At 73.0% G+C, this 19,239-nt stretch carries 13 protein-coding genes; 11 read left to right on the top strand and 2 right to left on the bottom strand.

Features of this window, described 5'->3' with window-relative positions; all coding sequences use genetic code 11:
• Positions 1-70: 70 nt before the first annotated feature.
• Positions 71-2,398 (top strand): penicillin-binding protein 2, encoded by a 2,328-nt coding sequence (mrdA, locus tag ACIG5E_RS26315; RefSeq protein WP_396537301.1) that lies wholly within the window; start codon positions 71-73, stop codon positions 2,396-2,398.
• Positions 2,395-3,594 carry a rod shape-determining protein RodA gene (gene rodA, locus ACIG5E_RS26310; protein ID WP_396537299.1) on the top strand — a complete coding sequence of 400 codons (1,200 nt, stop codon included), beginning with the start codon at positions 2,395-2,397 and terminating at the stop codon, positions 3,592-3,594. Before mrdA ends, rodA begins: the two co-directional genes overlap by 4 nt.
• A 78-nt stretch (positions 3,595-3,672) precedes the next feature.
• On the opposite strand, the gene ACIG5E_RS26305 is transcribed toward rodA, so the two are convergent.
• The gene (locus tag ACIG5E_RS26305; RefSeq protein WP_396537297.1) at positions 3,673-4,980 is read right to left on the bottom strand and encodes a M14 family zinc carboxypeptidase; all 1,308 of its coding nucleotides are present in this window, start codon (positions 4,978-4,980) and stop codon (positions 3,673-3,675) included.
• Positions 4,981-5,430: 450 nt separating this feature from the next.
• On the opposite strand from ACIG5E_RS26305, the gene ACIG5E_RS26300 reads away from it, so the two are divergent.
• The 6 genes from ACIG5E_RS26300 to obgE all read left to right on the top strand — a co-directional run bounded on the left by ACIG5E_RS26300 (position 5,431) and on the right by obgE (position 14,822).
• Complete coding sequence (locus tag ACIG5E_RS26300) at positions 5,431-7,359, top strand: TIGR03960 family B12-binding radical SAM protein (protein WP_396537295.1); 1,929 nt, start codon at positions 5,431-5,433, stop codon at positions 7,357-7,359.
• 302 nt (positions 7,360-7,661) lie between these two features.
• On the top strand, positions 7,662-8,423 hold the full coding sequence (locus tag ACIG5E_RS26295; RefSeq protein ID WP_396537293.1) for a TIGR03936 family radical SAM-associated protein: 762 nt from the start codon (positions 7,662-7,664) through the stop codon (positions 8,421-8,423).
• A 437-nt stretch (positions 8,424-8,860) separates the two neighbouring features.
• Positions 8,861-12,403, top strand: a complete 3,543-nt coding sequence (locus tag ACIG5E_RS26290) for a ribonuclease E/G (protein WP_396537291.1) — start codon at positions 8,861-8,863, stop codon at positions 12,401-12,403.
• A 230-nt stretch (positions 12,404-12,633) separates the two neighbouring features.
• A complete protein-coding gene (rplU, locus tag ACIG5E_RS26285; protein ID WP_030233759.1) occupies positions 12,634-12,951 on the top strand; it encodes a 50S ribosomal protein L21 in 318 nt (105 codons plus the stop codon).
• Positions 12,952-12,965: 14 nt separating this feature from the next.
• Complete coding sequence (gene rpmA, locus ACIG5E_RS26280) at positions 12,966-13,223, top strand: 50S ribosomal protein L27 (RefSeq protein ID WP_030058248.1); 258 nt, start codon at positions 12,966-12,968, stop codon at positions 13,221-13,223.
• A 120-nt stretch (positions 13,224-13,343) separates the two neighbouring features.
• On the top strand, positions 13,344-14,822 hold the full coding sequence (gene obgE / locus ACIG5E_RS26275) for a GTPase ObgE (protein ID WP_396537289.1): 1,479 nt from the start codon (positions 13,344-13,346) through the stop codon (positions 14,820-14,822).
• 85 nt (positions 14,823-14,907) lie between these two features.
• Here the strand turns inward: obgE and ACIG5E_RS26270 are convergent, their stop codons facing one another.
• Positions 14,908-15,690, bottom strand: a complete 783-nt coding sequence (locus tag ACIG5E_RS26270; RefSeq protein ID WP_396537287.1) for a hypothetical protein — start codon at positions 15,688-15,690, stop codon at positions 14,908-14,910.
• A 310-nt stretch (positions 15,691-16,000) separates the two neighbouring features.
• Here ACIG5E_RS26270 and proB point away from each other — a divergent pair, with 310 nt between their 5' ends.
• The 3 genes from proB (at position 16,001) to ACIG5E_RS26255 (ending at position 19,214) form a co-directional block, all read left to right on the top strand.
• Positions 16,001-17,137, top strand: a complete 1,137-nt coding sequence (proB, locus tag ACIG5E_RS26265) for a glutamate 5-kinase (RefSeq protein ID WP_396537285.1) — start codon at positions 16,001-16,003, stop codon at positions 17,135-17,137.
• Positions 17,138-17,302: 165 nt separating this feature from the next.
• Positions 17,303-17,827, top strand: coding sequence for a hypothetical protein (locus ACIG5E_RS26260; protein ID WP_396537283.1), 525 nt, complete (start codon positions 17,303-17,305; stop codon positions 17,825-17,827).
• A 64-nt stretch (positions 17,828-17,891) separates the two neighbouring features.
• Complete coding sequence (locus ACIG5E_RS26255; protein WP_396537281.1) at positions 17,892-19,214, top strand: glutamate-5-semialdehyde dehydrogenase; 1,323 nt, start codon at positions 17,892-17,894, stop codon at positions 19,212-19,214.
• The last annotated feature ends 25 nt before the right edge of the window (positions 19,215-19,239 follow it).

Genomic DNA, 19,239 nt, shown 5'->3' with positions numbered 1-19,239 from the left:
CCCGGGCCCGTCGAGCCCCGTGCGGGCCCCTGACCTCCTGACCCTCCCGCATCCCTGGAGCGCACGAGACGTGAGCAACATCCCCGAGACCGGCCGTACCCGGCGGGTGACGATCCGTCTGGTGGTGCTGCAGATCCTGGTGCTGTCGCTGCTCGCCACCCTCGGCGGACGGCTGTGGTACCTGCAGATCCGCAACGCCAAGGAGTACACCGCCAAGGCGACCGGCAACCACATCCGCGAGGTGGTCGAACCGGCCGTCCGCGGCGAGATCCTGGACGCCTCGGGTCGGATCCTGGCCGGCAACGAGACCCGGCTGGTGGTCTCCGTCAGCCGCACCTCGCTGCTCCAGCAGAAGGACGGCGGCAAGGGAGTGCTGGGCCGGCTGGCCGAGGTGCTCGGGATGCCCGCCAAGGACGTGCAGGAGAAGGTCCGGCTCTGCGACGCCAAGACTCCGCAGCCGTGCTGGAACGGTTCGCCGTACCAGCCGATCCCGGTCACCAAGGAGGCGACCACCCAGCAGGCGATGCAGATAATGGAGCGCCGCGAGGACTTCCCCGGGGTCACCGCGCAGCCCACCGCCGTGCGCCGCTACACCGGCGCCGAGGGCGCCAACATGGCCCAGGTGCTCGGCTACCTCTCGCCGGTCACCGACGAGGAGGTCAGCAAGACCGCCGACAAGAGCGGCCTGGACCGCTACCTGCCGGCCGACCAGATCGGCCGGGCCGGCCTGGAGTCGGTGTACGACCGCGACCTGCGCGGCACGGCCGGCATCACCAAGCTGGAGGTGGACAACCTCGGCCGGGTGATCGGCACCGCCGGCACCGTCGCCCCGCAGACCGGCGACAACCTGGTCACCAGCATCGACGCCCGGGTGCAGAAGGTCGTCGAGGACAACCTGGCGCAGGCCATGGCCGACGCCCGGAACACCTTCGACAAGGTCACCAACCGCAACTACGAGGCCGACTCCGGCGCCGCCGTCGTGATGGACGTGCACACCGGCCGGATCGTCGCGATGGCCAGCGCCCCGACCTACGACCCCAACCTGTGGGTGGGCGGCATCAGCGGCAAGGACTACCAGTCGCTGACCAGCAAGGACTCCAACTTCCCGCTGCTCAACCGGGCCATACAGGGTCAGTCCGCCCCCGGCTCGACCTTCAAGGTCGTCTCCACCACCGCCGCCGTGCAGGCCGGCTACTCGCTGGACGGCACCTACCCGTGTCCGAAGGCCATGACCATCGGCGGCCGTGAGTTCAAGAACTTCGAGAGCGAGAGCTTCGGTTCCATCTCCCTGGAGAAGGCGCTGGAGGTCTCCTGCGACACCGTCTTCTACGGCCTGGCGTACGACCAGTGGATGAAGGACGGCGGCATCAAGCCGAAGAAGGACCCGGGCGACTGGTTCTTCAAGACCGCCCACCAGTTCGGCCTCGGCGCCAAGACCGGCATCGACCTGCCCTCCGAGGTCCCCGGCCGGGTACCGGACCGGCAGTGGAAGCAGTCCTTCTACGACAACAACAAGGACGCCTGGTGCGCGCAGGCGCAGAAGGGCGGCAACAGCTTCTCCGACCAGATCGCCAAGGAGAACTGCGTCGACGGCTACCAGATGCGCGCCGGTGACGCCGTCAACTACGCGATCGGCCAGGGCGACACCCTCGTCACCCCGGTCCAGATGGCCCGCATCTACTCGGCGCTGGCCAACGGGGGCACCTTCTACCGGCCGACCATCGCCAAGGCCGTGATAAGCCCGAGCGGGGACCTCGTCCGCGAGATCGCCCCGCACGAGGACGCCAAGTTCCCCGGCGACCAGAAGCTGCTCAGCTACATCGACCAGGCCACCGCGGGTGTCATCACCAGCGGCACCGCCGCCTGGAAGTTCAACGGCTGGCCGCAGGACAAGATCGCGCTGCACGCCAAGACCGGCACCGCCGAGGTCGAGGGCAAGCAGACCACCTCCTGGCTGGACACGTACAGCAAGGACTACGCCGTCATCATGACGATCAGCCAGGGCGGCACCGGCTCCGGCGGTTCCGGTGACGCCATCCGCCGGATCTACCAGGCGCTGTACGGCGTGGACGACAAGGGCAACATCGACAACAGCAAGGCGCTGCTGCCGACGCCGCAGGGCGACCTGCCGAAGTTCAACCCGGACGGCACCGCGATCATCAAGCCGGCCGCCTACACCGTCGACCCGGCCCAGGGCTCCGTCGCTCCGGCCCCGGCTTCCCTCGCTCCGGCTCTGCCGGACGCCGGCTCGGCGCAGGCGGGAGCGGCCACGGCGGCGGGCTACGACCCGTCGGCGACCTTCCTCGACCCGGCGCCGCCGGCCGGCAGCCCGGCCTCGTACACCGCGGCCGACACCGCGCTCGAACCGACGAACCGCCCGGGAAGGGGACGGGCATGACCTCCTACGGCTCGTACCGGCAAGTGCGGCTGAGCCCCCAGCGCAGCGGGGTCTCCAAGGCCCTGGCCAAGGACTCCCCGCTCTGGCGGCTGGACTGGATACTGCTACTGGCCGGACTGGCCCTGTCGGCCGGCAGCTCGCTGCTGGTGTGGTCGGCCACCCGCGGGCGCGACAACCTCACCCACGGGGACCCGCAGTACTTCCTCTACCGGCACCTGACGAACTTCGTCATCGGCCTGGTGCTGTGCGCCGTGGTGATAGGGATAGGAGCCCGGCGGGTCCGCACCCTGGTGCCCTTCGTCTACGTCGGCGTGATCCTGCTGCTGCTGGCGACGCTCAGCCCGGTCGGCTCGACCGTCAACGGCGCCCACTCGTGGATCCAGCTCGGCGGCGGCTTCTCCGTCCAGCCGGCCGAGTTCGCGAAGATCGCCATCCTGCTGGCGATGGCCGTCGTGCTGTCGGACCAGGTCGACGCGGGGGAGCGGGAGTTCCCCTCGCACCGGGCGGTGTTCCGGGGCCTGATCTGGGCCTGCCTGCCGATGGGCCTGGTCCTGCTGATGCCGGACGCCGGGTCGGTCATGGTGATGTCCGCGATCGTGCTGGGCATCCTGCTCGGCTCCGGCGCCGCCAACCGCTGGGTCCTCGGCATCCTCGCGCTCGGCGTCGGCGGCAGCATCGCGATCTGGAAGCTCGGGCTGCTGAGCCAGTACCAGATCGACCGCTTCGCCGCCTTCGCCAACCCCCAGCTCGACCCCAACGGCGTCGGCTACAACACCGCGCAGGCCCGGATCGCGATCGGCTCGGGCGGGCTGACCGGCAAGGGGCTGTTCCACGGCACCCAGACCATCGGGCAGTTCGTGCCGGAGCAGCAGACCGACTTCGTGTTCACCGTCGCCGGTGAGGAGCTCGGCTTCGTCGGGGCGCTCGCCATAATCGCGCTGGTCGGCGTGATCCTGTGGCGCGCCTGCCGGATCGCCCGCCAGGCGACCGACCTGTACGGGACGATCGTGGCGGCCGGGATCATCGCCTGGTTCTCCTTCCAGGCCTTCGAGAACATCGGGATGTGCCTGGGCATCATGCCCGTCGCCGGCATCCCGCTGCCCTTCGTCTCCTACGGCGGCTCCTCGATGTTCGCGGTCTGGATCGGCATCGGGCTGCTCCAGGCGGTGCGCAGCCAACGGCCGATAGCGGCCTGAGCGTTCGACGGTCGGGGCCGGTCCGGGAACTCCCGGGCCGGCCCCTTTTCCTTGCGCTGATGACAAGTTGACGAGCCGTCAGATCGGCTGCAGCAGGCAGTCGGCGGCGGTGAGGATCGCCCGGGTCTGGTGCGCCAGCTGCTCCTGGACCGGGACCCAGCGGGCACCGAAGCGGTGGCGCAGCCGGTCCAGGCTGTCCGCCACGACGGACCGGGCGCGCTCGCGGGCGGCCTCGGCGGCCGGGCCGCGGGCGTCGGCGAGCAGCCGCAGCAGGATCGAGGCGACCCGCAGCGGCAGCCGGGCCGCGACCAGTCCGGCGGTGGTCGCCCGGGCGGAGCTCAGCGGCCCCGGGCACCACAGCTCCAGCCACTCGGCGGCCACCCGCGGGGCCACCGCCAGGTTGAACTCGGCGGTGCGCGCCAGCGGGCCGTACGCCTCCCAGGCCTGTGCCGGGACGCGGGCGAGCAGGGCGGTGAGCTCCTCGGCGCGGGCGGTGAGTTGCCGGGCGGCCTCGCCGACGGCCTGCGGCCCGGCCGGGTGGGTGCGGGCGTCGCCGACCGCGTCCACGGCCCACATCGGGACCTCCAGGACGGCGGTCACCGCGCCGTACCGGGCCGCGTAGGACCAGGTGGACAGCTCGGGCTCGTCCGGCAGCGCCCGGGAGGTGCCCGGGCTGCCGGGCGCCGGCATCAGATAGGTGCCGGGGGCCGGGCTGGACCATCCGATGGCGTCGTAGGAGTCCACGTCGAGCGGGATGCCGGCCCGGCCTGCGGAGCGGGCGAAGCGCTCGGCCAGGCCGCGGACCGGGCCGGTCAGCTGGACGAAGGCGCCGCCGAAGTCCACCCCGTGCAGCGAGCACTGGAGGAAGGGGCGCAGCTCGTCGATCAGTCCGGTCAGCGCCACGCTCTCCGGCATCGGCGGGCGGCCGGAGCCGGGGGCGGGCAGCAGCTCGGGCTGCTCCTCGAAGGAGGGGCGGAAGAAGTGCTCGTAGTGGCGGCGCATGGTGAGCGGGCCGTCCAGCCAGCCGACGTTGAGCGCGGCGCCGTCCGGGTCCAGGCACAGCAGCAGGTGCCAGGACAGGCCGGGCCGGGCGGGGCGCTCCAGCAGCACCTCGGCCAGCCGGACGGCGGCGGCGGTGCCGATCGGCTCGTTCGGGTGCGGGCCGCCGACCACCAGCACGGCGCGCGGCCCCCGGTCCACCGAGAGCAGCAGCAGCGGGCGTCCGGCCCGGGACCGGCCCACCTCGCGCAGGCGGCAGCGGTCCGGGTGGCGCAGGGCGAGCCGCCGGGCTACGCATTCGGCCTGGGCCGGGGTGGGGTAGCGGGCCGGCCGGGCGTCGAGGGTCCGCGGGGACATGGGCCGGACCCGCCGACCGGTGTCGGTCATGGTTCTCCTTGCGACCGGTCGCACGGCTGCCGGGGCGCGGGCGTGCTGCGCCCCGGACGCGGCCTGCGGGCCGGGGAGGGGCTCTGCGGGGCCGGGGGACGGGGCCTCGCGGGGACGGGGGAGGGCGTGCTGGGGCGAGCGGGCCGCCGGGGGAGTCGGCGTTGGCCGAGCGTACGACCCAACTCCCGTCTTCGGAAGGGGTGCAGGGCCTTGAGCAGGGCCCTGTCAGTACCGCACGGGCCGTCCGGGCGTGTCAACGGCGGACCGCGCCGGGCGGCGGGCGCGCACCGCACGTGCCGGGGCGGTCACCGGCGGGCGCGGATCGCGCCGGAGCGTGCGGGGAACGGCTTCCGGCGCAGGCGGGTCGATCCCCGGATTGGGCTACCCTTGAGGGTCACCCCTCCCGTGCCGACTCGCGGCACCGAATCACGTCGTAAGGGTTCCTAGTACATGACTGTCGAATCGGTCTTCCCACGCCTGGAGGCACTCCTCCCGCACGTCCAGAAGCCGATCCAGTACGTCGGCGGCGAGCTCAACTCGACCGTCAAGGACTGGGACGCCTGCGACGTCCGCTGGGCGCTGATGTACCCCGACGCCTACGAGGTCGGGCTGCCCAACCAGGGCGTCATGATCCTCTACGAGGTGCTGAACGAGCGCGAGGGCGTGCTGGCCGAGCGCACCTACAGCGTCTGGCCGGACCTCGAGGCGCTGATGCGCGAGCACCGCGTCCCGCAGTTCACGGTGGACGCCCACCGCCCGGTGAAGGCCTTCGACGTGTTCGGGCTGTCCTTCTCCACCGAGCTCGGCTATACCAACATGCTGACCGCGCTCGATCTGGCCGGCATCCCGCTGGAGGCCAAGGACCGCACCGACGAGGACCCGATCGTCCTCGCCGGCGGCCACGCGGCCTTCAACCCGGAGCCGATCGCGGACTTCCTGGACTGCGCGGTGATCGGCGACGGCGAGCAGGCCGTGCTCGACATCACGGAGATCATCCGCGCCTGGAAGGCCGAGGGCCGCCCGGGCGGGCGCGACGAACTGCTGCTGCGCCTGGCCCGCACCGGCGGGGTGTACGTGCCGAAGTTCTACGACGTGGAGTACCTGGCCGACGGCCGGATCGGCCGCGTCGTGCCGAACGCCCCGGGCGTGCCGTGGCGGGTGTCCAAGCACACCGTGATGGACCTCGACGAGTGGCCGTACCCGAAGCAGCCGCTCGTCCCGCTGGCCGAGACGGTGCACGAGCGGATGTCCGTGGAGATCTTCCGCGGCTGCACCCGCGGCTGCCGCTTCTGCCAGGCCGGCATGATCACGCGCCCCGTGCGGGAGCGAAGCATCACCGGCATCGGCGAGATGGTCGAGCGAGGGCTCAAGGCGACCGGCTTCGAGGAGGTCGGCCTGCTGTCGCTGTCCAGCGCCGACCACACCGAGATCGGCGACATCGCCAAGGGCCTGGCCGACCGCTACACCGAGGACAAGATCGGCCTGTCGCTGCCGTCCACCCGCGTCGACGCCTTCAACATCGACCTCGCCAACGAGCTGTCCCGCAACGGGCGCCGCTCGGGCCTCACCTTCGCCCCCGAGGGCGGCAGCGAGCGCATGCGCAAGGTGATCAACAAGATGGTGTCGGAGGAGGACCTGATCCGCACCGTCGCCACCGCCTACGGCAACGGCTGGCGCCAGGTGAAGCTGTACTTCATGTGCGGCCTGCCCACCGAGACCGACGAGGACGTGCTCCAGATCGGCGAGATGGCGAAGAACGTCATCCAGAAGGGCCGCGAGGTCACCGGCCAGAACGACATCCGCTGCACCGTCTCCATCGGCGGGTTCGTGCCCAAGCCGCACACCCCGTTCCAGTGGGCCCCGCAGCTGTCCGCCGAGGCCACCGACGCCCGCCTGGCCAAGCTGCGCGACTCGATCCGCGGCGACCGCAAGTACGGCAAGAACATCGGCTACCGCTACCACGACGGCAAGCCCGGCATCGTCGAGGGCCTGCTCTCCCGCGGCGACCGCCGCGTCGGCGCGATCATCCGCGCGGTCTACGAGGACGGCGGCCGCTTCGACGGCTGGCGCGAGTACTTCTCGTACGACCGCTGGATGGCCTCCGCCGAGAAGGGCCTGGCCGGCACCGGCGTCGACGTCGACTGGTACACCACCCGCGAGCGCTCCTACGAGGAGGTGCTGCCCTGGGACCACCTGGACAGCGGCCTCGACAAGGACTGGCTGTGGGAGGACTGGCAGGACGCCCTGGAGGAGGTCGAGGTCGACGACTGCCGCTGGACGCCCTGCTTCGACTGCGGCGTGTGCCCGCAGATGGACACCCACATCCAGATCGGCCCCACCGGGAAGAAGATGCTGCCGCTGACGGTGGTGAACAAGTAGCCGAGCTGTGTGACTTACTTCACGGCCTTGCGGCTTCTGAGGCCGTGTGTGGAGCCCTCCCCGATGCTGTCGGGGAGGGCTCTTGTGGTTTTGACGGGGATCGTGCTGCGGGGCGTTCCGGGCGGGGTCGGGCGTGGGGGCTGACCAGGGGCGGAGCGAGGGAGGTGGCGGGGCGCGTACCCTTTGAGGTGACAGAGTCCGGGCAGTGGCGGGAATGCGCCGCGCCGGACGGGGAAAATTGACTAAAGGACTGAGCGACCCTGGCACGCCGTACGCCCGACGGTCCGCCGCCCGCGCCGACGGTGCAGCGGATTCGTCTCCGCTACACCAAGCGCGGCCGGCTCCGCTTCACCAGCCACCGTGACTTCCAGCGCGCCTTCGAGCGCGCCCTGCGCCGGTCGGCCGTTCCGATGGCCTACTCGGCCGGCTTCACCCCGCACCCGAAGGTGTCCTACGCCAACGCCGCCCCGACCGGGGTGGCGAGTGAGGCGGAGTACCTGGAGATCGGTCTGGCCGCCGTGCGCGACCCCGAGCAGCTGCGGGCGCAGTTGGACGAGTCGCTGCCCGCCGGCCTGGACGTGATCGACGCGGTCGAGGTCCGGACGCCGAACTTCGTGGAGCGCCTGGAGGCCTCCGAGTGGCTGGTGCGCCTGGACGGTGTCGAGCCGGCCGAGGCGGTTCAGGCGGTCCGCAAGTTCCTCGCCGAGGAGAAGGTCGAGGTCGAGCGCCGGACCAAGAACGGCGTGCGGGTCTTCGACGCGCGCGGTGCGGTGGCGGCACTCGACACCGTCGAGCCGCAGGTCGACGGTGGTACGGACACGGCCGCCGGAAACGACCGCGATGTTCGGACCGGCCGTCCCTGTGCGATACTGCGCCTGGTAGTACGACACGCCACACCCGCCGTACGACCCGACGACGTATTGTCCGGTCTCCGTGCGACGGCCGACCTGGCGCCGCCGGTCCCCGCAGAGGTGACCAGGCTGGCGCAGGGGCCGCTCGACGAGGAGTCGGGCACGGTGACCGACCCGCTGGCGCTCGACCGCGCCGCGGCCCCGGCCGGCTGAGAAACGGCTGCCGGGCCGCGCGCTACCGCGTCCGCCTAGGGGGCGGAGGCCGGGTTCAGTGCCTCACTGGACCCGACGGTCCTCCAGGGTTCCCGCGGCTCCCCAGGGGAGCGAGCGTCGTCGCAGCACAGGCCGGCCACTCGAGGCCCGCCGACCAGGACGGTCGGTGGGCCCGGGGCCCCGTCCGGGAGCCACCCGGGGTTGGGGGACGGCTCAGCTTGGGAAAACCTCAGAAGACTGGTCAGACCAGAAGACTTTTCGACACCCCGCCGAACGCGGGGCGCCGAGCGAGACTACGAGCCCCTGTGCGGCCTCGCGTCCGCACGGCGGCACCGTCAAAGGGTCCGGCCCGAGCATCCTCGCGATGCCGGCCGTCCCACTGGTGCCGCGCCGTGCCCGGATGCGGAGCCCGGGGGCCTGACGGGAGATCCACCCGCATGCTCGATAACACCGATCCGCAGCAGTCTGCGACGGAACAGAACGAAACCGCCGCGACCGGTGGCGAGGGCGCGTCCGCCGCGCCGCCGCGCCGTCGTCGCCGGGCGGTGTCCCGCCCGGCGGGCACCCCGCAGGGTGCGGCCGCCGAGGCGGCCGAGACGGTCCTGCCGGTCGAGGCGAATGAGACGCCCGCCGCCGCAGCCCCGGCGGCCGAGGCCGCCCCGGTGGCGGAGAAGCCGGTCCGGGCCCGCCGGACCCGCAAGCGGGCCGAGGCCCCGGCGGGTGCGCCGGAGGCCACCGAGATCGTCGTGACCGCGCCGGAGGCCGCGGCGGCTGCCGTCGAGGAGCCGGCCGCCGCGAAGGCCGAGAAGAAGGCCGAGCCGAAGGCCGCTCAGGCGGACGAGAAGGCGGAGAAGCCCGCTCGGGCCCGTCGGACCCGCAAGCGGGCCGAGGCGCCCGTTGCCGAGGCTCCGGTGGCCGAGGAGCCGGCGGTCGTCGAGGCCCCGGCCCCCGTCGCCGAGCCGGTGGCAGAGGAGGCCCCGGCCGCTCCCGCCCGCCGTGCCCGTCGCCGTCGCGTGGTCGAGGCCGCGCCGGTGGTCGAGGCCCCGGTCGAGGAGCCGGTGGCCGAGGAGCCCGCCGTCGAGGAGGAGCCCGAGGAGGCCGTCGAGGCCGCCGAGGCTCCGGCCGCCGCCGAGCCGGTCGCCGCCCCCGCCCCGGCCGCCGAGGCCGAGCCGCACCACCGGGTGCGCCGCCGCGCCGTCCGCCCGGCCACCGCGGTCTTCCAGGCCCCGGTGTTCCAGGAGCCCGCCCCCTACGTCGCCCCGGCCGCGCCGCAGCAGCCCGCCGCCGCCGCGGCTCAGGTCGAGGCCCCGGCCGCCGCCGCCGAGCAGCGCTCGGAGGAGGACGAGTACGAGTACAGCGGTGTCGGCCGCCGCCGCCGGGTCCGCACCCGGATCGAGCCGAGCCGCCGCAAGCCCGCCGCCAAGGCACCCGTGGAGGCCGCCCCCGCCAAGGCCCCCGCCAAGGCGCCCGTCGTGGAGGCCCCGGCCGCCGAGGTGCCCGCCGTGGAGGCCCCCGCCGCCGGTCCGGAGACCGAGGGCGAGTGGGAGGAGGACGGCCGTCCGTCCCGCCGTCGCCGTCGTGGCGGCCGCCGCCGTCGCCGTGGCGAGGCCGAGGAGTTCGAGGCCGCCGAGGTCGTCGAGGCCGAGCAGCCCGCCGCCGAGGAGCCGGCCCGGGCCGTCGCCGAGGAGGAGGAAGAGGAGGACGACGAGCTGGCCGAGGGCCTGTCCTCGTCCCGTCGTCGCCGCCGCCGTCGCCGCCGCAGCGGTGAGGCCGGCGCCGTCGAGACCGCCGAGACCACCGAGGACGGCGTCCGCACGGTGGTGAAGGTGCGCGAGCCGCGCCGCCGCTCCACCGAGCCGTCCTTCGACCCGGACGAGGTGCAGTCCATCAAGGGCTCGACCCGTCTGGAGGCGAAGAAGCAGCGCCGCCGTGAGGGCCGCGAGCTGGGCCGCCGCCGGGTGCCGATCATCACCGAGGCCGAGTTCCTGGCCCGCCGTGAGTCGGTCGAGCGCGTGATGGTGGTGCGCCAGAACGGCCTGCGCACCCAGATCGGCGTGCTCGAGGACGGCGTGCTGGTCGAGCACTACGTCAACAAGGAGCAGGCCACCTCGTACGTCGGCAACGTGTACCTGGGCAAGGTCCAGAACGTGCTGCCGTCCATGGAGGCCGCGTTCGTCGACATCGGCAAGGGCCGTAACGCGGTGCTGTACGCCGGTGAGGTCAACTTCGGCGCGCTGGGCCACGGCGGCCCGCGCCGGATCGAGTCGGTGCTGAAGTCCGGCCAGTCCGTGCTGGTGCAGGTCTCCAAGGACCCGATCGGCCACAAGGGCGCCCGCCTGACCAGCCAGATCTCGCTGCCCGGCCGCTACCTGGTGTACGTGCCCGAGGGCTCGATGACCGGCATCTCGCGCAAGCTGCCCGAGAACGAGCGCGCCCGCCTGAAGCAGATCCTCAAGAAGATCGTCCCGGACGACGCGGGCGTCATCGTGCGCACCGCCGCCGAGGGCGCCTCCGAGGAGGAGCTGACCCGCGACGTCCAGCGCCTCCAGCAGCAGTGGGAGGACATCCAGAAGAAGGCCGCGACCGGCAACGCCCCGGCGCTGCTGTACGGCGAGCCGGACATGACCGTCCGGGTCGTGCGCGACATCTTCAACGAGGACTTCACCAAGGTCATCGTCTCCGGCGACGAGGCGTGGACGACCATCCACGAGTACGTCTCCAACGTGGCCCCGGACCTCGCCGAGCGGCTCCAGCGGTGGACCTCCGAGGTGGACGTGTTCGCCACCTACCGGATCGACGAGCAGCTGATGAAGGCGCTGGACCGCAAGGTCTGGCTGCCCAGCGGCGGTTCGCTGGTGATCGACCGCACCGAGGCGATGATCGTCATCGACGTCAACACCGGGAAGTTCGTCGGCCAGGGCGGCAACCTGGAGGAGACGGTCACCCGGAACAACATCGAGGCGGCCGAGGAGATCGTGCGCCAGCTGCGGCTGCGCGACCTCGGCGGCATCATCGTGATCGACTTCATCGACATGGTCCTGGAGTCCAACCGCGACCTGGTGCTGCGCCGCCTGCTGGAGTGCCTGGGCCGGGACCGGACCAAGCACCAGGTGGCCGAGGTCACCTCGCTGGGCCTGGTCCAGATGACCCGCAAGCGGGTCGGCCAGGGCCTGCTGGAGTCCTTCTCCGAGGCCTGCGTGCACTGCAACGGCCGCGGTGTGATCGTCCACATGGAGCAGCCGAGCGCCCACGTCCACGCCCCGGCGGCCACCGCCGTCGAGGTGGGCACGGGCGGCGGCAAGCGCCGTCGCCGGGGCAAGGGCGGCGTGGGCCACGAGGAGCCGCAGGCCGTCGAGGCCGGGGCGCCGGTGGCCGAGGCCGTCGCCGAGGCGCTCCTGGAGCCCGCCGAGCCGGTGCGCGAGGAGATCGAGGGCCAGCTGGCCCTGGAGGTCCCGGGCGTCGAGGCGGAGGCCGTGGAGGCCCCGGCGGTCGAGGCGCCGAAGGCCGCTGAGGCACCGGTGGTCGAGGCCCCCGCCGCCGCTCCGGCCGGCCGTCCGCGCCGCCGTGCGGTGCGCAAGGCGACGGCTCCGGCGGGTGCGCCGCAGGCCGCCGAGATCGTGGTGCTGCAGGCGAAGGCCGACGCGGCCCTGGAGGCGGCCCTGGCGGCCGCCGCCCCGGCCGCCGAAGCCGCCGTCGAGGCCGCTGCCGAGGCCGCGCCCGAGGCCGCCGAGGAGGTCGTCGTCGCGGAGGCCGTGGTCGTCGAGGCTCCGGCCGAGGAGGCCGCCGAGGCTGAGGCGCCCGCCGAGGAGGCTCCGGCGCCCAAGAAGCGGGCCGCCCGCAAGACCGCCGCGAAGAAGACCGCCGCCAAGAAGACGACCGCGGCGGCCAAGAAGACCACCGCCCGCAAGACCGCGACCAAGCGGACGAGCGCGGCGGCCAAGAAGGCCGCGGCCGCCGAGGGTGATACGGCGTCCGAGTAGTGCCCACGCCCGGGGCGGGAGCGATCCCGCCCCGGGCCGTACGGGCCGGTTTGCCCCAGGGGCGGCCGGTCCGTATTCTTGAACATCGGCGTGTCTACGCCGCGCTCCCGAGCACATCACCTTCCCGAGAGCCCCGCGCCCAGCGCGGAGCGAACGGGGAGAGGCCCCTGTGTCCGTACCCAGGTGGCTGGCGTCGGGAGTTCCGACCGAGTTGGGAAAGTAGGTACCGCATGTACGCGATCGTTCGCGCAGGCGGCCGCCAGCACAAGGTCGCCGTCGGCGACGTGCTGGAGATCGACCGTATCGAGGCCAAGCCGGGTGACTCGGTGGAGCTCTCGACCATCCTGGTCGTCGACGGTGACGCCGTCACCTCCGACCCGTGGGTCCTGGCCGGCGTGAAGGCTCACGCCGAGGTGGTCGACCAGACCAAGGGCGACAAGATCGTCATCCTGCGCTACAAGAACAAGACCGGCTACCGCCGTCGTCAGGGTCACCGTCAGAAGCACACCGCGGTGCGCATCACCAGCATCGACTCGGTCAGCAAGTAAGGGGATAGCGAGATATGGCACACAAGAAGGGCGCAAGCTCTACCCGCAACGGCCGTGACTCGAACGCCCAGCGCCTCGGCGTGAAGCGCTTCGGCGGCCAGGTCGTCTCCGCCGGCGAGATCCTCGTCCGCCAGCGCGGCACCCACTTCCACCCGGGTGCCGGTGTCGGCCGCGGTGGCGACGACACCCTGTTCGCGCTGACCGCCGGTGCGGTGCAGTTCGGCAACCGTCGTGGCCGCAAGGTCGTCAACATCGTGGCCGTCGAGGCCTGAGTCCCAGCGGACTCATCGAGTCGTACCTGACTCACACTGAAGGGTGGGCCGGAATGTTCCGGTCCACCCTTCGGCTTTACGCAGACAGCAAGCAGACTCATCCGTACTGGAGGCACAACCATGACCACCTTCGTGGACCGCGTCGAACTTCACGTCGCCGCGGGTAACGGAGGCCACGGCTGCGCCTCCGTGCACCGGGAGAAGTTCAAGCCGCTCGGCGGGCCGGACGGCGGCAACGGCGGTGAGGGCGGCAGCGTCATCCTCACTGTGGACTCGCAGGTCACCACCCTGCTCGAGTACCACCACTCGCCCAAGCGCAAGGCGACCAACGGCAAGCCCGGCGCGGGCGGCAACCGCACCGGCGCCGACGGCGAGGACCTCGTCCTGCTGGTGCCGGACGGCACCGTGGTCCTGGACCGCAAGGGCAACGTGCTCGCCGACCTGGTCGGCCACGGCACCAGCTTCGTCGCCGCCCAGGGCGGCCGTGGCGGCCTCGGCAACGCCGCGCTGGCCTCGGCCCGCCGCAAGGCCCCGGGCTTCGCGCTGCTCGGCGAGCCCGGCGAGGCCCGCGACATCGTGATGGAGCTCAAGTCCGTCGCCGACGTGGCCCTGGTCGGCTACCCGAGCGCCGGCAAGTCCTCGCTGATCTCGGTGCTCTCCGCCGCCAAGCCGAAGATCGCGGACTACCCGTTCACCACCCTGATCCCCAACCTCGGCGTGGTGACCGCGGGCGACACCGTCTACACCATCGCCGACGTGCCCGGCCTGATCCCCGGCGCCAGCCAGGGCCGGGGCCTGGGCCTGGAGTTCCTGCGGCACGTCGAGCGCTGCTCGGTGCTGGTGCACGTGCTGGACTGCGCCACCCTGGAGCCCGGCCGCGACCCGCTGAGCGACCTGGAGACCATCGAGGCCGAGCTCGCCGAGTACGGGGGTCTGGAGGACCGCCCGCGCCTGGTCGCGCTCAACAAGGTGGACGTCCCGGACGGCCAGGACATCGCCGACCTGACCCGCGCCTCGCTGGAGGAGCGCGGCTTCCAGGTGTTCGAGGTCTCCGCCGCCTCCCGCAAGGGCCTGCGCGAGCTGAGCTTCGCGGTGGCGAAGATCGTCTCCGAGGCGCGCGCCGCCAAGCCGGTGGAGGAGTCCACCCGGATCGTGCTGCGGCCCACCGCCGTCGACGACGCGGGCTTCACCATCGAGGAGGAGGACGGCGCCTACCGCATCCGCGGCGTCAAGCCGGAGCGCTGGGTCCGCCAGACCGACTTCAGCAACGACGAGGCCGTCGGCTACCTCGCCGACCGGCTGGCCCGCCTCGGGGTCGAGGACCGGCTGTGGAAGATCGGGGCGCACGAGGGCGACACCGTCATCATCGGCCCGGACGAGAACGCCGTCGTCTTCGACTGGGAGCCGACCATGGCCGCCGGCGCCGAGATGCTCGGCCGCCGCGGTGAGGACCACCGGATGGAGACCCAGCGCCCGGCGGTCGACCGCCGTCGCGAGAAGCAGAAGGGCCGGGACGCGGCCGAGGCCGAGTTCCTCGCCTTCGAGGCGCTCTCCAGCGGCCGGCAGGCCGCCATCGAGGACGACGACGAGGACCACTGAGCCGGTCCTGCCTGACGCGGACGGCCCCGCCACCCTGTCGAGGTGGCGGGGCCGTCCGCTTTTTTCGTCCAGCAGTGACGAAACGTCACTTCGTCCAGGCGGCCTGGACCTTGGTGATGTCGCTCGCGTCGCCGAAGCCGACCATCACCGGGGTGATGCCGGCCTGGAAGCTGACGATGGAGCAGCCCTTGAACGCGACGCCCTTGGTGGCGCCGGCCCAGCTCGGGGTGTTGCACTTGGCGATCGGGGTCGACCCGACCGGGTCGGCGCCCATGGCGATGTTGCCCGAGGCGTCGTAGACCTTGAGCTTGGCGGCGGGGTCGCTGAAGGTCAGCTTGGTGTCGCTCATGTTCGTCATGGTCCAGCTGACGTAGAACAGCGCGCGGCCTTCCAGACCTGCGGTGTTGGCCTTGGCGTCCTGGAAGTCCTTGAGCGAGCCCGGCTGGATCCCGGTGACGGTCCACTGCAGCTTGGCGGCGGCGTTCGACGTCTTGTCGGTGAAGTCGATGCTGGCCGGCTGGCCGAACTTCACCGAGGTGCCGGCCTGCGGCAGCTTGCCGCCGCCGGCGTCGCCGCCGGACGCGCCGGACGCGCCGGCCGTACCGGCGGCACCGCCGGTCGCCGCGCCGCCGGTGCCGGCCCCGCCCGTGGCGGCCCCGCCCGTGGCGGCGCCGGTGGCCGCGCCCGACGGGGCGGCCGTCGAACCGCCGGCCGCGCCGCCGGTGGCCGCGCCGGTCTGCGCCGGAGCCGCTCCGGTGGCGCCGCCCGTGCCGGCCGGGTCCGAGTTGTCCGGGCCGCAGGCGGCGAGCGAGAGGGCGGTGGCCGCCGCCATGGCGGCGACGGTCAGCTTCGTGGTGTACGAACGCATGGTGCGCTTTTCTCCTGGGCGCGCGGCCGCGAACCGTTGCCGGCATGCCCATTGCGGCGCCGCCCCGTGTGACGGGAACGTCGAAGACGAGTGGGTACAGCGGGCAAGAAGCCGTCCCCCGATCTGGCTTTCGGTCAGGGACCATACCAGCCATCCGGATTGCCGGCCGGGCTGTGGCGAGCCCGTGACCAGGCCGGGTCCAGCCGGTGAAACTCCCTGGGGGTGACCTGCGCGGATCGCGTAGATTTCGGGCATGGTGGCCGGCCCGGCCCCGTCGTACCCGCACCGAACCGGAAGGGCGTACAGCGAGATGAGCGAGGACTCACTGCGGGAGGAGGTGCTGACCGCACGGCGGATCGTGGTCAAGGTCGGCTCCTCCTCACTCACCACGGCGGCCGGCGGCCTGGACGCCGACCGGGTCGACGCCCTGGTGGACGCGCTCGCCAAGGTGCGCAGTCGCCCGGACGCCCCCGAGGTCGTCCTCGTCTCCTCCGGTGCCATCGCCGCCGGGCTCGCCCCGCTCGGCCTGGACCGGCGGCCCAAGGACCTGGCCCGTCAGCAGGCCGCCGCCAGCGTCGGCCAGGGGCTGCTGGTCGCGCGCTACACGGCCTCCTTCGCCCGGTACGGCGTCCGGGTCGGCCAGGTGCTGCTCACCGCCGAGGACGCCAGCCGCCGCGCCCACTACCGCAACGCCTACCGGACGCTGGACCAGCTGCTGGCGATGGGCGCGATGCCGATCGTCAACGAGAACGACACCGTCGCCACCGCCGAAATCAAGTTCGGGGACAACGACCGGCTGGCCGCGCTGGTCGCCCACCTGGTCCGGGCCGACCTGCTGGTGCTGCTCTCCGACGTGGACGGCCTCTACGACGGCGACCCGGCCAAGCCCGGCACCAGCCGGATCGCCGAGGTGCGCGGTCCGCACGACCTGAACGGCATCGAGATCGGCAGCGCGGGCAAGGCGGGCGTCGGCACCGGCGGCATGGTCACCAAGGTCGAGGCGGCCCGGATCGCCACCGGCGCGGGCATCCCGGTGGTGCTCACCGCGGCCAGCCACGCGGCCGACGCGCTGGCCGGGCGGCCCACCGGCACGCTCTTCCTGCGCACCGGCAGCCGCACCTCCGACCGGATGCTCTGGCTGGCCCACGCGAGCAGTCCGCGGGGCACCCTGCACCTGGACGCGGGCGCGGTCGAGGCGGTCGTCTCCGGCGGCGCGTCACTGCTGCCGGCCGGGGTGACCAAGGTCGACGGGGAGTTCGCCGCGGGTGATCCGGTGGACCTTCTTGCCGAAAACGGCCACATCGTGGCTCGCGGACTGGTCAACTTTGATGCGAGGGAGTTGCCCCGCCTGCTCGGCCGGTCCACCCGTGACCTGGCCCAGGAGTTCGGCGCCGCGTACGAGCGCGAGGTCGTCCACCGCGACGACCTGGTCGTTCTGCGCGGCTGACCGGCCGTTCGGCCGGCACCGGCCGGACGGCGCAGTGCGGTCCGCGGGCCGCTCCGTACCGGGAGCGGCCCGGCCAGGGGCGAGGAGGGGCGCAGCCGTACCGGTCGGCCGGGGGCCGACGGGGGCGGTGGGGACGACACGAGATCGCCGAACAGGAGGCCGCCGGTGGAACGCAGGCGCGAGGCAGCGCTGACCGGAGGGACGGCGGGCCGGCGGCTGACCAGTATCGACGGCGGGCGCGAGGACGGCCCCGCCGAGCCGGCCGGTCCGCCGCCGCAGGGGCCCGGCCGGGCGCGCGGGCTGCGGCCGCAGCGCGCGGAGGCGGCGGAACCGCCCAGCGTGCCGGAGCAGGCGCGGCTGTGGCACGTGGTGCTGAGTGTGGCCGGGCAGACCACCCCGCTGTCCTCGCTACGGGCCTCGCTGGAGCGGCTGGCGCACGACCACTCGTTCTTCCTGACCGCCCGTTACGCGGCCGACCACGCCGAGATCCGCTACTGGGAGCAGGCCCGGGACCTGCACGACGCGGCGGCGATCGCGCTGCGGCTGTGGGGCGAGCACAAGGTGACCGCGAACCTGCCGCCGTGGGAGATCGTCGGGCTGGAGGTGGTCGACCGGGCGACGTACCACAAGCGGGTGGCGGAGGGCTTCGGCGGTCCGGCGCCGCGTCTGGGCGGCGTGTACCCGTACTGACCGGCCCTGTTCGGATGTCGAAACACCGACCGGCCGCGCGGGGTCAGTCGCTACCCTTGGCGGCATGACCAGCGACCTCGCCACCGCCGACAGCCCCGTCCTCGCCGTAGCGCGCCGAGCCCGGGAGGCCGCCGCCGCGCTCGCCCCGCTGCCGCGCCGGGCCAAGGACGCCGCGCTGCTGGCGATCGCGGACGCGCTGGTCGCCCGCAGCGCCGAGATCGTCGCGGCCAACGCCGAGGACGTGGCCCGGGCCCGCGAGGCGGGGACGGCCGAGTCGGTGATCGACCGGCTGAGCCTGACCGATGAGCGGATCGCCGCGATCGCCTCCGACGTGCGCGACGTGGCCGGCCTGGCCGACCCGGTCGGCGAGGTGGTGCGCGGCTACACCCTGCCGAACGGCTTGGACGTGCGCCAGGTGCGGGTGCCGCTCGGCGTGGTCGGCATCATCTACGAGGCCCGGCCGAACGTCACGGTGGACGCCGCGGCGCTCTGCCTGAAGTCCGGCAACGCGGTGCTGCTGCGCGGCTCCGCCTCGGCCTACCGCTCCAACACCGCGCTGGTCGCCGTCCTGCGGGACGCCGTCGAGGCGGCCGGACTGCCGGCCGACGTGATCCAGCTCGTCCCGGGGGAGAGCCGGGAATCGGTGCAGGAGCTGATGCGCGCCCGCGGCTACGTCGACGTGCTGATCCCGCGCGGCGGGGCCTCGCTGATCCGCACCGTGGTCGAGGGCTCGACCGTCCCGGTGATCGAGACCGGCACCGGCAACTGCCACGTGTACGTGGACGCGCAGACCGACCTGGCGATGGCCGTCGGCATCCTGCTGAACTCCAAGGCGCAGCGGGTCAGCGTCTGCAACTCCGCCGAGACGCTGCTGGTGCACCAGGACGTCGCGGACGCCTTCCTGCCGCTCGCGCTGGCCGCCCTGGCCGAGGCCGGGGTGACGGTGCACGGCGACGAGGCGGTGCTCAAGGCCGCCGAGGGCAGCGGCGCCACCGCGGTGCCGGCCACCGACGAGGACTGGGGCGCCGAGTACCTGTCGTACGACCTGGCCGCGGCCGTGGTGCCCTCGCTGGACGCCGCGGTGGAGCACATCCGCCGCTGGTCCTCCGGCCACACCGAGGCGATCGTGACCACCTCGCAGGCCGCCGCCCGCCGCTTCACGCAGCTGGTGGACTCGACCACGGTGGCCGTCAACGCCTCCACCCGGTTCACCGACGGCGGTGAGTTCGGCTTCGGCGCGGAGATCGGCATCTCCACCCAGAAGCTGCACGCCCGCGGCCCGATGGGCCTGCCGGAGCTGACCAGCACCAAGTACATCGTCACTGGTGACGGGCATGTCCGCGGCGAGGCGAAGCAGACCGTCGGCGGGGGCGCGGACGCCGGCTGACGGCGGCGGGCGGGGCGGCCGTCAC

The organism is Kitasatospora sp. NPDC053057 (assembly GCF_044546945.1).
Lineage (GTDB): Bacteria > Actinomycetota > Actinomycetes > Streptomycetales > Streptomycetaceae > Kitasatospora.
Note: the sequence above shows the minus strand (reverse complement) of the source record. Positions and strands in the feature narration are given on the sequence as shown.